The sequence below is a fragment of the Micromonospora sp. NPDC023869 genome, from assembly GCF_055559695.1.
The window spans coordinates 567,122-581,477 of sequence record NZ_JBVHKD010000003.1; the positions used below are offsets into that span (position 1 = coordinate 567,122).

The 14,356-nt window shown below is 73.3% G+C and carries 12 protein-coding genes; 8 read left to right on the forward strand and 4 right to left on the reverse strand.

Going from position 1 to position 14,356, the window contains the following annotated elements; genetic code table 11:
- Positions 1-4: 4 nt before the first annotated feature.
- The 6 genes from manD (at position 5) to ACZ31C_RS13120 (ending at position 6,628) form a co-directional block, all read left to right on the forward strand.
- The gene (gene manD, locus ACZ31C_RS13095; RefSeq protein ID WP_465795438.1) at positions 5-1,234 is read left to right on the forward strand and encodes a D-mannonate dehydratase ManD; all 1,230 of its coding nucleotides are present in this window, start codon (positions 5-7) and stop codon (positions 1,232-1,234) included.
- A complete protein-coding gene (locus tag ACZ31C_RS13100; protein ID WP_350694472.1) occupies positions 1,224-1,790 on the forward strand; it encodes a gluconokinase in 567 nt (188 codons plus the stop codon). Before manD ends, ACZ31C_RS13100 begins: the two co-directional genes overlap by 11 nt.
- A gap of 218 nt (positions 1,791-2,008) precedes the next feature.
- Positions 2,009-3,838 carry an AMP-dependent synthetase/ligase gene (locus ACZ31C_RS13105; RefSeq protein ID WP_465795439.1) on the forward strand — a complete coding sequence of 610 codons (1,830 nt, stop codon included), beginning with the start codon at positions 2,009-2,011 and terminating at the stop codon, positions 3,836-3,838.
- A 308-nt stretch (positions 3,839-4,146) separates the two neighbouring features.
- Complete coding sequence (locus ACZ31C_RS13110; protein ID WP_465795440.1) at positions 4,147-4,716, forward strand: hypothetical protein; 570 nt, start codon at positions 4,147-4,149, stop codon at positions 4,714-4,716.
- Positions 4,717-4,784: 68 nt separating this feature from the next.
- Positions 4,785-5,978 (forward strand): sensor histidine kinase, encoded by a 1,194-nt coding sequence (locus tag ACZ31C_RS13115; protein WP_465795441.1) that lies wholly within the window; start codon positions 4,785-4,787, stop codon positions 5,976-5,978.
- On the forward strand, positions 5,975-6,628 hold the full coding sequence (locus ACZ31C_RS13120) for a response regulator (RefSeq protein WP_465795442.1): 654 nt from the start codon (positions 5,975-5,977) through the stop codon (positions 6,626-6,628). The genes ACZ31C_RS13115 and ACZ31C_RS13120 overlap by 4 nt, the downstream gene beginning before the upstream one ends.
- On the opposite strand, the gene ACZ31C_RS13125 is transcribed toward ACZ31C_RS13120, so the two are convergent.
- Complete coding sequence (locus ACZ31C_RS13125; protein ID WP_465795443.1) at positions 6,598-7,338, reverse strand: lysoplasmalogenase; 741 nt, start codon at positions 7,336-7,338, stop codon at positions 6,598-6,600. The two genes, ACZ31C_RS13120 and ACZ31C_RS13125, sit on opposite strands and share 31 nt — an antisense overlap.
- A 209-nt stretch (positions 7,339-7,547) precedes the next feature.
- Between ACZ31C_RS13125 and ACZ31C_RS13130 the strand changes: the two genes are divergently transcribed.
- Positions 7,548-8,234 carry a hypothetical protein gene (locus ACZ31C_RS13130; protein ID WP_465795444.1) on the forward strand — a complete coding sequence of 229 codons (687 nt, stop codon included), beginning with the start codon at positions 7,548-7,550 and terminating at the stop codon, positions 8,232-8,234.
- A gap of 70 nt (positions 8,235-8,304) precedes the next feature.
- Here ACZ31C_RS13130 and dinB read toward each other — a convergent pair whose 3' ends face one another.
- The 3 genes from dinB to ACZ31C_RS13145 form a co-directional block, all read right to left on the reverse strand.
- Positions 8,305-9,498: a DNA polymerase IV gene (dinB, locus tag ACZ31C_RS13135; protein WP_465795445.1), complete on the reverse strand. Its 1,194-nt coding sequence runs from the start codon at positions 9,496-9,498 to the stop codon at positions 8,305-8,307.
- A gap of 75 nt (positions 9,499-9,573) precedes the next feature.
- On the reverse strand, positions 9,574-11,148 hold the full coding sequence (locus ACZ31C_RS13140; RefSeq protein WP_465795446.1) for a glutamate synthase-related protein: 1,575 nt from the start codon (positions 11,146-11,148) through the stop codon (positions 9,574-9,576).
- 43 nt (positions 11,149-11,191) lie between these two features.
- A complete protein-coding gene (locus ACZ31C_RS13145; protein ID WP_465795447.1) occupies positions 11,192-12,319 on the reverse strand; it encodes a peptidoglycan recognition protein family protein in 1,128 nt (375 codons plus the stop codon).
- A gap of 360 nt (positions 12,320-12,679) precedes the next feature.
- Here ACZ31C_RS13145 and ACZ31C_RS13150 point away from each other — a divergent pair, with 360 nt between their 5' ends.
- Positions 12,680-14,341 (forward strand): serine/threonine-protein kinase, encoded by a 1,662-nt coding sequence (locus ACZ31C_RS13150; protein WP_465795448.1) that lies wholly within the window; start codon positions 12,680-12,682, stop codon positions 14,339-14,341.
- Positions 14,342-14,356 lie beyond the last annotated feature (15 nt).

The following is a 14,356-nucleotide window of genomic DNA, read 5'->3' on the forward strand; positions in this document are numbered from 1 at the left end:
CCTCGTGAAGATCGTCGCTGCAGACGTCATCGTCTCCAGTCCGGACCGCAACTTCGTCACCTTGAAGATCACAACCGAGGATGGCATCACCGGCCTGGGCGACGGCACACTCAACGGGCGTGAACTCTCGGTCGCCTCGTACCTGCGCGACCACGTCGTTCCGCTGCTGATCGGCCGGGACGCGCACCGCATCGAGGACGCCTGGCAGTTCCTCTACCGCTCGGCGTACTGGCGGCGGGGACCGGTGACCATGGCCGCCATCGCCGCGGTGGACGTGGCGCTCTGGGACATCAAGGCCAAGGCCGCCGGGATGCCGCTCTACCAGCTGCTCGGTGGCGCGTCCCGCACCGGCATCATGGCGTACGGGCACGCCTCGGGGCGGGACCTGCCGGAGCTGTTCGACTCCATCCGCGCCCACCTCGACGAGGGCTACCGGTCGATCCGGGTGCAGACGTCGGTGCCCGGCATCAACGCCGTGTACGGGGTCGCCGCGCAGCCCAGCACCGGCGGCAAGCGCTACGACTACGAGCCGGCCCAGCGCACCCCGCTGCCGGCCGAGGAGGACTGGGACACCCGCGCGTACATGCGTCACCTGCCCGGGGTCTTCGAGGCGGTCCGCAACGAGTTCGGTCCGGAATTGCCGCTGCTGCACGACGGCCACCACCGGATGACCCCGATCCAGGCCGCCAAGCTGGGCAAGTCCCTGGAGCCGTACGACCTGTTCTGGCTGGAGGACTGCACCCCGGCGGAGAACCAGGAGGCGCTGCGGTTGGTGCGTCACCACACCACCACGCCGCTGGCCATCGGCGAGATCTTCAACACCGTGTGGGACTACCAGACCCTGATCCGGGAGCAGCTCATCGACTACGTGCGCTCCGCCGTCACCCACACCGGTGGCATCACGGCGATGCGCAAGCTGCTCGACTTCGCGGCGCAGTACCAGATCAAGTCCGGCATCCACGGCCCGACCGACATCTCGCCGGTCGGCATGGCCGCCGCGCTGCACCTGGACCTGGCCATCCACAACTTCGGCATCCAGGAGTACATGCGCCACGGCCCGCTCACCAACGAGGTGTTCCGCCAGTCGTTCACCTTCGCCGACGGCTACCTGCACCCGGGCGAGCAGCCGGGCATCGGTGTCGAACTCGACGAGGAGGCCGCCGCGCGGTACCCGTACCAGCCGGCCTATCTGCCGTTCAACCGGCTGATGGACGGCACGGTCCATGACTGGTGATTCAGCGACCCGGCACATCGTGGTGATGGGGGTGTCGGGCGCGGGCAAGACCACCGTGGCCCAGGGCGTCGCCGCGCTGACCGGGCTGGTGTTCGCCGAGGCCGACGAGTTCCACTCCGAGGCCAACGTGGCGCGGATGCGGGCGGGCGTACCGCTCGACGACGACGCCCGGTGGCCGTGGTTGCGGGCCCTGGCCGGGTGGATGGCCGACCGGCACCGGGAGGGCGTGTCGACGGTGCTGGCCTGCTCGGCGTTGAAGCGTTCCTACCGCGATGTGCTGCGGCAGGGCCCGCCGAGCGTCGACTTCGTGCACCTGGACGGTCCGACCGAGACGATTCGGCAACGGATGTCGCTGCGGGCCGACCACTACATGCCGGCGAGTCTGCTGGACTCGCAGACCGCGACGCTGGAACCGCTCTGGCGCGACGAGCGCGGCGTGGTGCTCGACCTGCAACTGACCACCGGGGAACTGATCGAGGCGGCGGTACGGCGACTCGGCCTACCGGTGCGTGACCTGGCCGCCGGCGTACCTGCGGTGGCCGAGCCTCCGGCGTAACCCGTCGGACGGCGCGTGGGGGGCGGTGGTCCCGGCTTGTCCCGGCCGGGCCACCGCCGTCCGCGTTCCTCGGGCCGGTTCGCCGGGGCGGCCGGTCGGCGGCGCGAGGCGATAGCACGGGCCGGACGGCACGGGACGGGTTTTCGCGTTCCCAGGACCGGGCTCGGACCGCCCGGTCACCATCAGCCGGACGGGGACGCGACGGCAGGTGGGCGGACGTGCGGGAGACAGCGGTTGATCCGATCGTCGGCGGCGAGGACGGCAGCCTGGCCGACCGGGTGTGGCGCAACGCGGCAGAGGACCCGGACGGCGTGCAGTTCGTACGCCCCGACCCTGATCCTCGGTCCTGGCCGGTGCGGCGCTCCGGGCGCGGCGGCCCGCTGCCGGTGACCTGCCGGCAGTTCCGCGACGACGTGTCGGCGCTGGCCCGGGGTTTCCTCGCGGTCGGCATCGCGCACGGCGACCGGGTGGGGCTGCTCAGCCGGACCCGGTACGAGTGGACCGTGGTCGACTACGCGCTCTGGTCCATCGGCGCGGTGACCGTGCCCATCTACGACACCTCCAGCACCGACCAGATCCGCTGGATTCTGAGCAACTCCGGTGCGGTCGGCTGCGTGGTGGAAACCGCGGACCATGCCTCCACGGTGACCGGACTGCGGCCGGACCTGCCCGAGCTGCACCAGACCTGGCGCATCGACGCCGGCGACCTGATCACGTTGACGGCCCAGGGTCGCGCCGTGGAGGCCGACGAGGTGGACCGCCGCCGCGCGGCGGTGACCGGCCGGGACATCGCCACGATCGTCTACACCAGCGGCACCACCGGCGCGCCGAAGGGCTGCGTGCTGACCCACTGCAACATCTCCACCGACATCGGCAACGCCACCGCCGTACTGCCCGAACTGCTGCACCCAGGCGCGTCGACGCTGCTGTTCCTGCCGCTGGCGCACGCCTTCGCCCGGCTGATCCAGGTCGGCATGGTGCACAGCCGGGCCACCATGGTGCACAGCGCCGACATGTCCGGCGTGCTCGACCAGCTCCGCCGCTTCCGGCCCACGTTCATCCTCACCGTGCCCCGGATGTTCGAGAAGATGTACGACCAGGCGCGGCAGACGGCGCAGGACGGTCACCGGGGCGTGCTGTTCGCCCTCGCCGAGAAGGTGGCCGTTGGGTACAGCCGGGCCCTGGACCACCCGGGCGGGCCCGGACTGCCGCTGCGCCTGGCCCACCTGGTGTTCGACCTCGTCGCGTACCGCCGGCTGCGGGCCACCCTCGGCGGGCGGTGCCGGATGGCGATCGTCGGCGGGGCGCCGCTGGGGGAGCGGCTCGGACACTTCTTCCGGGGCGCGGGCATCACGGTGCTGGAGGGGTACGGGCTGACCGAGACCTCCCCGGCCCTCGCGGCCAACCTGCCGACCGCGATCCGGATCGGCACGGTCGGTCGGCCGCTGCCCGGGGTGCGCGTCCGCATTGCCGACGACGGGGAGATCCACGTCCGCAGCGATGTGGTGTTCCCGGGGTACTGGAACAATCCCGAGGCCACCCGGGAGGCGAAGACCGACGACGGCTGGCTGCGCACCGGTGACCTCGGTCGGCTCGACGACGACGGTTACCTGCGTATCACCGGCCGGACGAAGGAGATCATGGTGACCGCGGCGGGCAAGAACGTCGCGCCCGCGCCGATCGAGGAACTCATCCGCGCGCATCCGCTGGTGAGCCAGTCGATGCTGGTCGGCGACGGTCGCCCGTACGTCTCCGCGCTGGTCACCGTCGACCCGCAGGCGTGGCTCCGGTGGCGGGAGAGCCACGGGCACTCCGGCGCCTCGCTGGCGTCCCTGCGCGACGACCCGCGCCTGCGCGGCGAGATCCAGCACGCCATCGACAAGGCCAACCGCACGGTCTCCCGCGCCGAACAGGTCAAGACCTTCCGCATCCTGGTCCGGGACCTGACCGAGGCCGACGGCGAGCTGACCCCCACCCTCAAGATCAAAAGGAACGCCGTCGAGTCCCACTTCGCCGACGACATAGCCGCCCTCTACCCCCAGCCCTGACCCCCACCCCCAGCCCACTCCCGTCCCCGCCCCCCCCCAGCCCACTCCCGTCCCCGCCCCCCGCCCCGCTCTCGCCTCGTTGATCAAGGAGTTTTGGCCCTGTCGACGCGCGGATCGTGACCCAAACTCCTTGATCAACTCGGACGGGGGTGGGGTGGGGTGGGGCGGGGGGAGAGGGGAGGGGAGGGGGCGGGGGTTGAGGGGGGAGTTGTCAAGCGGCGGATGGACGGATTCGGTGTCGGTATCTGACAGCCGGATGATCGTTTTCGGCCTACGGTTCACGCACCCGCTGCCCCGGAGGAACCAGAGTGTGCGTCGACACGGCCATCCGCGCCGAGATCAGAGTCTCCATCCAGGACCGTCGTGCGACCGACCGGGCCGCCGGTCACCTCGCCGCCGGTGTGTTGATCGACGGCGATCAGGTGCTCGTACCCGACCCGCCGAAGTCGCTGCTCGACCCGCACGCCGACCTCGAAGTCGTGATCTTCCCCGCCGGACTGGCCGAACACCTGCCGATCGAGGTGGCGCCGGTGTGGAAGTGGCGGCGGTTCGGGCTGACCGACCGGGCGCCGCTGGCGCTCGTCGCCGCCCTCGGCCGGACCTCCGGCTATCGCACGCAGGTCGGTGCCGCCGACCCGGCCGCCCTGGCCGAGGCGATCGAGGCCGCCGGTGGTGACCTGTGGGAGGCGCTGCGTCGGCAGGAGATCGTCCGGGACGATATCCACCTGATCGACGACGACCTGCTCCGTCGGGCCGGTGAGCTGGAGCAGGCCCAACGCGAGCCGCGCCGCGCCGAGCACCGGTTCGACTCGCTGCGGGAACTGACCGGCGGCTTCTGCATCCTGTTCTGCTTCTGCCAGCCGCACGGCCCCCGATGACCACCCCACCCAGACCTCCGACCACCACCGGGTCCCCGCCCACGCAGGCAACCCCGGCACCCTCGGCCGTGGACCCGTCGGCTGGGACCCGCCGACCGGCCGGGCGGGACGTCCTGGTCGCCGCGGCGGTCTGGGCGCTCGACCTGGCGCTCTTCTCCACCGCCGGCTCCGACCTGGGTCGGGCCGGACCCGACGGTTCGACGCTCCTGCTGGTGGCGTTCGCGGCGCTCGCCCCGGCCGCCCTGCTCTGGCGTCGCCGGGCACCGGTCACCGTGTTCGCGCTGGTCTGGGCGCTCGGCCTGGTCGGCACCGCGGTGGTGCCCGGCTACCAGCCGGTGCTCGGCGTGCTGGTGGCCCTCTACGCGGTGGGCGCCCACGCAACGGCCGACCGCGCCTGGGCCACCGTCCCGGCGCTGGCGCCGTACCTGGTTATCGCCGCCAACGAGGCGTGGCTGGCGGGACGGGAGGACGCCGGTCGCCGTACCGCCGTCTTCGTCGGGCTCGCCCTGGTCTACGCCACGGTCGTCGCCGGGACGTGGGCGCTGGGTCGGTGGGCCGGCAGCAACCGGCGTCGGCTCGCCGCCGCCGAGCGGCTGCGGGTGGTCGAGGCGCAGCGGGCGGTGACCGACGAACGCGCCCGGATCTCCCGAGAGTTGCACGACATCGTCGCGCACAGCGTCACGGTGATGTTGTTGCAGGCCGGCGGCGCCCGCCGGATCGTGACGACCGACCCGGACCGGGCCGGTCAGGCGCTGGCCCACATCGAGCAGGCCGGTCGGCAGGCCGTGGAGGAACTGCGGCGGATGCTCGCCGTCATCGCGCCCGGTGACCCTCCGGCACCCGCCGAGGACCGGCATCCGGGGCCCGCCGAGGTCGACGAGCTGGTGGTCCGGATGCGGGACGCCGGACTGCCGGTCACCCTGACCGTCGACGGCTCACCGCGACCGGTGGACCCGAGCGTGGGCCTGGCCGCCTACCGGACGGTGCAGGAGGCGCTGACCAACACCGCCCGCTACGCCGGCCCGCAGGCCACCGCCACCGTGCGACTCACCTGGGGCGACGACCTGGAGGTCGAGGTCCGCGACACCGGCGGCACGGCGACCGGCGGACTGCCGTCCACCGGGCGGGGCCTGCTCGGCCTGCGCGAGCGGGTCGCCGTGGTCGGCGGCGAGCTGGCCGCCGGGCCGCTACCGGGCGAGGGCTTCCGGGTGTACGCGCGCCTGCCGCTGCGCGCCGCACCGACGGTGGCGGTGACCTCGTGATCCGGGTGCTGCTCGCCGACGACCAGCCACTGGTGCGGTCCGGGATCGCCATGCTGCTCGCCGCCGAGGCGGACATCGAGGTGGTCGGCGAGTGCGACGACGGTGCCGCCGCGGTCGAGCTGGCCCGCCGGATACGCCCCGACGTGGTGCTGATGGACGTGCGGATGCCGGGCACCGACGGGGTGGCCGCCACCCGCCAGATCACCGCCGACACGGCCGAGGTGCGGGTACTCGTCCTCACCACCTACCACGTGGACGACGCGGTCCGCGCCGCGCTGCGGGCCGGCGCGTCCGGGTTCCTGCTCAAGGACGCCGTACCCGACGAACTGACCCTGGCGGTCCGCGCGGTCGCGGCCGGGGAGGCGTGGCTGGACCCGGCGGTGACCCGGGCGTTGCTGACCGAGTTCGCGGCGCTCGGCGAGCACCGCGCGCCCACCACCGCCGAGCTGGGCCGGCTCACCGACCGGGAGCGGCAGGTGCTGGTGCAGATGGCGCACGGGCTGTCCAACGCCGAGATCGCCGCTCGGCTGCACATCGGCGACGCGACGGTGAAGACCCACGTCGGCCGGGTGCTGATGAAACTCGGACTGCGCGATCGTGCCCAGGCCGTCGCCGCCGCCTACCGGGGCGGGCTGATGCCGCCGGTCTGAGTGGACTCGTCGGCGCGCGCCGCCCAGCCCGTGGAGATCAGCAGCAGTGCCGCGCTGTAGGTCGTCATCACCAGCACCCCGTGTGCGGGCAGCGTGGTGCCGGCCGCTCCGAGGCCGATCAGCAGGTCCGAGACGAGGAACAGCGCGGCGCCGACCGCGACCCGGCGGTTGACGCCGGTCGCGGTCGCGGCCATCAGGCTCAGCGCCAGGCCGTACCCGAGCACCGGCCAGCGCAGGTCGCCGAGGCGCGGCCACAGCAGCGCGATCGCGCCCGCCCACAGCAGCAGGTATCCGGCCAGCGCGGGCACCGGCGGCCGCCGATGCCGGACGAACGCGGTGATCAGCGCCAGTTGCGTACCGAGGAAGCAGCCCATCCCCACCAGGAACGCGGCCTCGCCCGGCACCAGCAGCGCGATGTCACCGGCGGTGGCGAAGACCAGCGCGAGAGCGACCGGACCGGTCTGGCCGCGTACCCGCCACAGCCACACCAGCAGCAGCGGCGCGAGCAGCGGCTTGGCCAGCCACTGCACCACGGTCGCGTCGACCGCCACAGCGACCAGCTCCACGACCGCCACCACCAGGAACGCCCAGAGCCAGGGCGTGCCGCGCCGGGTACGCGCCACCCGGTCCACTCGGTGCGTCGGGCCGGTGGTGTCCGTCGGCCCGTTCCTGCGGCCAGCGGACGACCGAGTGGCGGGGCCGAATGCCATGCCGGGCAGTGTGCCCAGTGCACATCCACTCGTCAACTGGTGGGAGCAGTCCGCCCCAAGTGTCATTGTCGCGACACATCGAGCAGTCTGTGATCGGAGCATCGCTGTGGGTTAGTGTCGTTCGCGTTCGCCGGTCGTGACGTACGGCACCGACCTTCTCCGACGTCCGTGTCACCGAAGCGGACCGGCCCGACGACACAGGAGCCTCAGTGCAGGTCACCCCGCCGGTTCACCGCGCCCGCTGGAGCGACATCGACTGGATCGTCGACCTCGTCACCGCCGCCGTCGCGCCGACCGCCGCCGGGGCGTGGCTCGTACCCGATCGGCGACGGCGCCCCGCCGTCCTCGCCGCCGTGGCCCGGATCTGGGTCGAACACGCCCTCCTCTTCGGTGACGCGTTCCTGCTGGCGAACGGGGCAGCGGCCAGCGTCTGGTTCCACCGGTACCGGCCCATCCCGCCACCGCCGCGCTACGACGAGCGGCTCGACGACGCCTGCGGCGGGCACGCCGGACGCTTCCGCCGGTTCGACGAGGTTCTCGCCGCACGACGCCCCGAGGAACCCCACCAGCACCTGGCCCTGCTCGCCGCGCCGCCGGACGTCGACCGGGTGGGGCAGGCGGCCACGCTCCTCGCCGGGAGTCACCAGTGGATGGACACGCTCGGGCTGCCCACCTACGCCGAGGCGCACCACGGTGCCGACCGCCGCCTCTATCGCCGCGCCGGCTACCAGGAGCGGTGTCGCCTCGTCCGGGCCGACGGGCACCCGGTGACCGGGCTCTGGCGGCCCGCGCCGCAGGCTTACCACGACCGGCTCTCCGACGTCCGGTCCGGCGCGGGCATCGCCGCACCCCGCGCCAGCGCGCTCCCCGACGCGGACGCCCGGCTCGTCCGGTGACCGGGCTGTCGGCGGCTCGACCCGGTCACGGCACCGGTCCTCGGACCCGCCCGGCCCGCGCCGCCCGAGGTCAGGGGTCGGGCAGCAGCGGCATCTCCGGGCCGGTGTCGCGGCCGAGCAACGCGCCACGGGTCAGGGCGGTCGAGCCGAACCGGTCCCGGACCGCGTCGACCGCCGCGTCCAACTCCGCCGTGGGCGGCGCGGCGTGCCAGGGCAACGTGAGTTGTACGTGCCCGTCGCCGAGGTTGCCGACCGCCACGCCGATCAGCGTCACGCCGCGCCGCTCGATCTCGGGCAGCGCCGCCCGCAGCAACGCCCGTGCGGTGCCGAGCACCGTGACCGTGTCGGCGGTCGGCTTGGCGAGGGTGCGCGAGCGGGCCGCCCGGGTGTAGTCGGCGAACCGCAGCCGCAGCGTGACCGTCCGCCCGGTGCGGGTGCTCGATCGCATCCGTCGGGTAACCCGGTCGACCAGCCCGGCGAGGACGGCGTCCCACTCGGCCGGACCGTGCCCCGCCGCGCCCAGCGCGTGCTGCGCGCCCATCGAGCCGCGCCGTCGGCCCGCCTGCACCCGGCGTGGGTCGCGGTTGTGGGCCAGGGCGTGCAGGTGCCGACCGACGCCCGCGCCGAGCAGGGACACCAGGGTCGCCTCGCCGAGCCGGGCCACGTCGCCGACGGTCCGGATGCGGTGTCGGCGGAGCTTCGTGGCGGTCACCGGCCCGACTCCCCACAGCCGGTCGACCGGCAGCGGATGCAGGAAGGCCAGTTCCTCGGCCGGCGGCACGACCAGCAGCCCGTCCGGCTTGGCCACGCCGCTGGCCACCTTGGCCAGGAACTTCGTCCGCGCCACCCCGACCGTGATCGGCAGCCCGACCTGCTCCCGCACCACCTCGCGCAAGCGTGCCGCGATGTCGGCCGGTGCCCCGGCCAGTCGCCGCAGACCACCCACGTCGAGGAACGCCTCGTCGATCGAGAGCCCCTCGACCAGTGGGGTGGTCCGCCGGAAGATTTCGAACACCGCCCGGCTGGCCGCGGTGTAGGCCGCCATCCGGGGCGGCACCACGACCGCCTCCGGGCAGAGCCGGCGGGCCTGCGCCCCGCCCATGCCGCTGCGGACACCCCGGGCCTTGGCCTGATAGCTGGCGGCCAGCACCACGCCGCCTCCGACGAGCACCGCGCGACCCCGCAACCGAGGGTCGTCACGCTGCTCGACCGAGGCGTAGAACGCGTCCAGATCCGCGTGCAGGATGGTGGCGTCGACCGACACGCCGCCATCATCGCACACATGTACTAAAACAAGCGATGGCCTGCGGTGATGCGGTCGGTCAGAGCGCTCGGGAACTCATCTGCGGGCGGTGCGCGACGGGGGAGCGCTGCCGCCCTGGGGGGCCTCGGTGGACATCAGGTCCACGATCGCCTTCTGGTCGGCGGCCGAGGGCAGGCCCCAGTCGGGCTGGTAGCCGTACACCTCGCGTAGTGGGGTGGAGCTGGTGCGGCCGCCGAGGATCTCGACGGAGTCGGCGTCGATGAGACCGGGGTGTTCCACCCCGCAGGCCTCGGCCACCTTCATCAGGTCGCGCCGCAGGGTCTTGATGTAGTGCGCGGCGCGGTCGGCCTTCGACGTCGGGTCCAGGCCCCGGGCCAGCCAGGCGTTCTGGGTGGCAACCCCGGTCGGGCAGCTGTCGTCGTGGCACTTCTGCGCCTGGATGCAGCCGATGGCCAGCATCGCCTCCCGCCCGACGGCGAGCATGTCGCAACCGAGTGCGAACGCGACCACCGCGTTGTCGGGCAGGCCGAGCTTGCCGGCGCCGACGAAGACCACCTGCTCGTGCAGGCCACGCTCGGCGAAGATCGGATAGACCCGGGCGAAGCCCTGCTGGAACGGCAGCGACACGGAGTCGGTGAAGATCATCGGTGCGGCACCGGTGCCGCCCTCGCCGCCGTCGACGCTGACGAAGTCGACGCCCCGGTCGGTGTCCCGCATCAGGTCCGCCAGCTCGGTCCAGAACCCCAGGTCGCCGACGGCGGACTTGATGCCGACCGGCAGGCCGGTCTCGGCGGCCAGCAGCTCCACCCAGTCGAGCAGGCTGTCGCAGTCGGAGAACTCGGCGTGCCGGGACGGGCTCACGCAGTCCCGGCCGACCGGGATGCCCCGGGTCTCGGCGATCTCGGCGGAGACCTTCGCCGCCGGCAGCAGCCCGCCGAGGCTCGGCTTGGCGCCCTGGCTGAGCTTGATCTCCAACGCCCGGACCGGGTTGGCGGCCACCACGTCCTTGAGCCGGGCCAGGTCGAACCGGCCCCGGTCGTCACGGCACCCGAAGTACGCGGTGCCGATCTGGAGAATCAGCTCACCGCCGTTGCGGTGGTACGGGGACACCCCGCCCTCGCCGGTGTTGTGCAGGCAGCCGGCAAGGGCCGCGCCCCGGTTCAGTGCCTCGACGGCCCGGCCGGACAGCGAACCGAAGCTCATTCCGCTGATGGACACCACCGACTCGGGCCGGAAGGCGCGGGCGCGACCCCGGGCCGCGCCCAGCACCTTGGCGACCGGCAGCCGTACGTCGTGGCCCATGGTCGGGATCGACGGGGGGACCGTGCGTCCGAACGTGCGGTGCTTGATGATCGGATAACCGGCGGTGTACTCGATGTCGTTGTCGGTGCCGAACCCGAAGTAGTTGTTCTCCTGCTTCGCCGAGGCGTACACCCAACGACGCTGGTCACGGGTGAACGGGCGTTCCTCGTTGTTGCCGGCGACGATGTACTGCCGTAGTTCCGGCCCGATCGACTCCAGCAGGTAGCGTGCCCGGCCGAGCACCGGGAAGTTGCGACGCAGCGCGTGTTCGCGTTGGAGCAGATCGCGTGCGGCGAGCGCGGCGAGTGCGGCGACGGCGGCGGGTACGGCGTGACGAGCCCATCTCATCCCGCCACACTTTCCGGCTCCGGGCCAGGTCAAACGTCCCGGCTCAGTCACGGACCAGGGACTGCCGCACCACCCCGCCGACGATCGCGCACCAGGTGCCGGTGTCGACGGTGCCGGTGCGCGGCAGGCGGTGCAGCGCCTGGAGGTCGCGTACCGCCCGTCGGGTCGGGTCGTCGAGCACACCCGTCGGTGCCACGTCCGCGTACCCCTTGACGGCGAGCAGTTCCTGCGCGGCGGTGACCGGCCGCCCGACGACGCCTCGGCCCAGGTCCGGGGCGAGGGTCTCCCAGGTGGCGGCGGTCAGCGTGGCGTCCACGTCGACCGGGAGCCCCTGGCGGGCCTGCCAGTCCTGCACCGCCGCCACGGTGGCCGGGTCGAAGGTGCCGGTCGGCGCGACGGGGTAGCCGTGGTGGGCGAGCAGGTGCTGCGCCACGCGGACGGTGGGGGCGTTGGCGAAGCGCCACACGTCCGGCCAGCGGCGGCCCGGTATGTCGCGCCGTGGCGTGCCCAGGGCGTGGAAGACCCGGCGGCGCAGCGTCGGGAACTGTCGGTAGAAGGCCGCGCCGGGACACTGGGTGGTGCGGAAGTCCCAGTGTCCGAAGATGTCGTGCGCGTGCAGACGGTACCGGCGGCAGACGGCCACGCAGAGCCGCACCAACGAGTCGAGCAGCGCGGCCGGCGGGGTCTGGTCGACGTACGTGCCCTCGTTCTCGATGCCGATGGCCCGCCCGTTCTCCCCGGGGCAGTGGGCGGCGATCATCTGCCGGTCACCGGCTCGTAGTCGATCCAGACTGCCGTGCCGGCCCTCCAGGACGTGCCCGCCCCGGCTGACCGTGAAGTGCTGGCCGGTGTCCGACCAGCCGTTGCCGTCGACGTGCAGGTCCTGGCACTCCCGGGCGAGCGCGACCGCCCGTTCCCGCGAGTGGTCGGTGACGTTGGGGAAGGCCATGTGGTGCACGATGATCTTGTTGGTGGGTGTCGCGCTGACCGCCAGCGGGCCGGTCGGCGGGCGGGCGCCCCACTCGTCGCAGTCGATGATCCAGTCCAGGTCGTCGCCGGCCCGGGCCGGTGTGGGGCGGGCGAGGCCGGTCCCGACGACGGCGACCGTGGCGGCGCCCAGGCCCGCGCGCAGCATCGTCCGGCGGTCCCACTCGGTGTGCTCGGCAGGCATGGCGTCTCCTCCGGGATGGGCGCGGGTGTGAAAACCAGCGCCACGAGAAACTCCTGAGGTGGAGGATATTGCCGGAGCCGTGCCCGGCGCCAGAGGTCGACGGACGTCGACATCCGGACCCGCCGTGGCGATCGCGCCGGAGGTGTTGACCCGAGGTGCTACCTCTGACGGCGTGTCCGAGACCGACCATCGCGCGGCGACCGCCGGATCGTCCGGCGGCCACCTCGTCGATCGGACGAGCCGTCGGGCGGCCACCCGGCCGACGACGGCACCTGTCGGGCGGATGGTCCCGCCGCCACGGGCGGTCACAATGAGCAGCGTGCCCACCCTCACGCTGGGCGGAGCGCGGGGAGCGGCGACATGACCGGATGGCAGGTTCCCGGATACACCCTGGTCCGGCGGCTCGGTGCCGGCGCGTCCGGCACCGTCGACCTCGCCGTGCACGACGTCACCGGCACCCCGGTCGCGATCAAGTACCTGACCGGGCAGCTCCACGACGAGCTGTTCCGGTACGCCTTCCGGGACGAGGCCCGACTGCTGGCCGAGATCGACGACCCGTACGTCTGCCGCCTCTACGAGTACGTCGAGGCACCCGACGGCGCGGCCATCGTGATGGAGTTGGTGAACGGCGTCTCGCTGCGCCAGATGCTGCGCGCGCAGGGCCCCACGACACCCGAGTCGGCGCTCTGTGTCCTCAAGGGATCACTGGCCGGGCTGGCCGCCGCGCACGCGCACGGGGTGGTGCACCGCGACTACAAGCCGGAGAACGTGCTGGTCACCGCCGAGGGCACCAGCAAGTTGGCGGACTTCGGCATCGCCATGCCGGTCGGTGCCGACGCCGGTGGCAGCGTCACCGGCACCCCCCGCTACATGGCCCCCGAGCAGTGGACGGGCGCCCCGGCCGAACCGGCGTGCGACATCTACGCCGCCACCGCGACCTTCTTCGAGTGCCTGACCGGCCGCCCCCCGTACGACGGGGGCGACCTGGCCACCCTGCGCCGACAGCACGCGCGTGCGCCGATCCCCACCGACGGAGCCCCGCGACCGGTGCACGGGCTGCTGCGGCACGGCATGGCCAAACGTCCCGCCGACCGGCCACAGCCCGCCCGGGTCTTCCTCGCCGAACTGGAGGAGACGGCCGTCGGCGCGTACGGGGCGGAATGGGAGGAGCGCGGGCTGCGCGAGCTGGCCCAGCGGGCCGCGCTGCTGGCCGCCCTGTTTCCGTTCCCCGACGGCAGCGGTGGCACCGTCAGCGTGGCCACCACCACGCTCGGCGCGAGCACCGCCGACGACGGCTCCGGCCGCCGACCGACGTCGCGGCGGACCGGCCGGGCCCGGGCCGCGCTGGTCGGCGGTGGCCTGGTGGCGGCCATGCTGGTCGGCGGCGCCGGGCTCGGCTACGCGATGGAGGAGCCGCCGGTGCCGACCGGTGCGGCGTCCGAGGCGACCACCGACCTGACCGGTTCACCCGCGCCGACCGAGGCCACGCCGACCCCCACGCCGACGCCCGGACCCACCGCCACTCCCACCCCGACGTCCGTCACGCCCCCCACCCCGACCGGCGGCACCGCCACGGCCGACCCGACCGACTCGCCCGCCCCCACCGGCGAACCCACACCGTCCACGGCCGATCCGTCGCCGTCGACGAGCACCAGCCCGCCGCCGCCACCGGACGTCACCGCACCCACCGTCGGTCGGGTCGCCGCGAGCCCGACGACGCTCGATCCCGCCGGCTGCCCGTACGGGCCGACCGCGAGCACCGTCACCGCACTCGTCCAGGACGACCGCACGGACGCCGACGACCTGCGGGTCCGCGTCCGCTACACGATCGAGAAGCAGACGTACGAGCGGCGGATGGCCCCGGCCGGCGGCAACCGCTTCCAGGGCGTCCTCGCGGACCTGCCCCGCCCCGGGAACACCGCCCGGATTCCGGTGACGGTGGTGGCGACCGACGCTGCCGGCAACACCACCACCGGTGACCCGACGTACGTCACCCTCTACTCCTACTGCACGCCGGGCTGACCGGGCGCGTGCACC

Bases quoted from the DNA above. Each gene is read 5' to 3' on its own strand.
- ACZ31C_RS13100 (WP_350694472.1), top strand. From the start codon at position 1,224: ATGACTGGTGATTCAGCGACCCGGCACATCGTGGTGATGGGGGTGTCG.
- ACZ31C_RS13125 (WP_465795443.1), bottom strand. From the start codon at position 7,338: ATGGCATTCGGCCCCGCCACTCGGTCGTCCGCTGGCCGCAGGAACGGG.
- ACZ31C_RS13140 (WP_465795446.1), bottom strand. From the start codon at position 11,148: ATGAGATGGGCTCGTCACGCCGTACCCGCCGCCGTCGCCGCACTCGCC.
- ACZ31C_RS13145 (WP_465795447.1), bottom strand. From the start codon at position 12,319: ATGCCTGCCGAGCACACCGAGTGGGACCGCCGGACGATGCTGCGCGCG.
- ACZ31C_RS13150 (WP_465795448.1), top strand. From the start codon at position 12,680: ATGACCGGATGGCAGGTTCCCGGATACACCCTGGTCCGGCGGCTCGGT.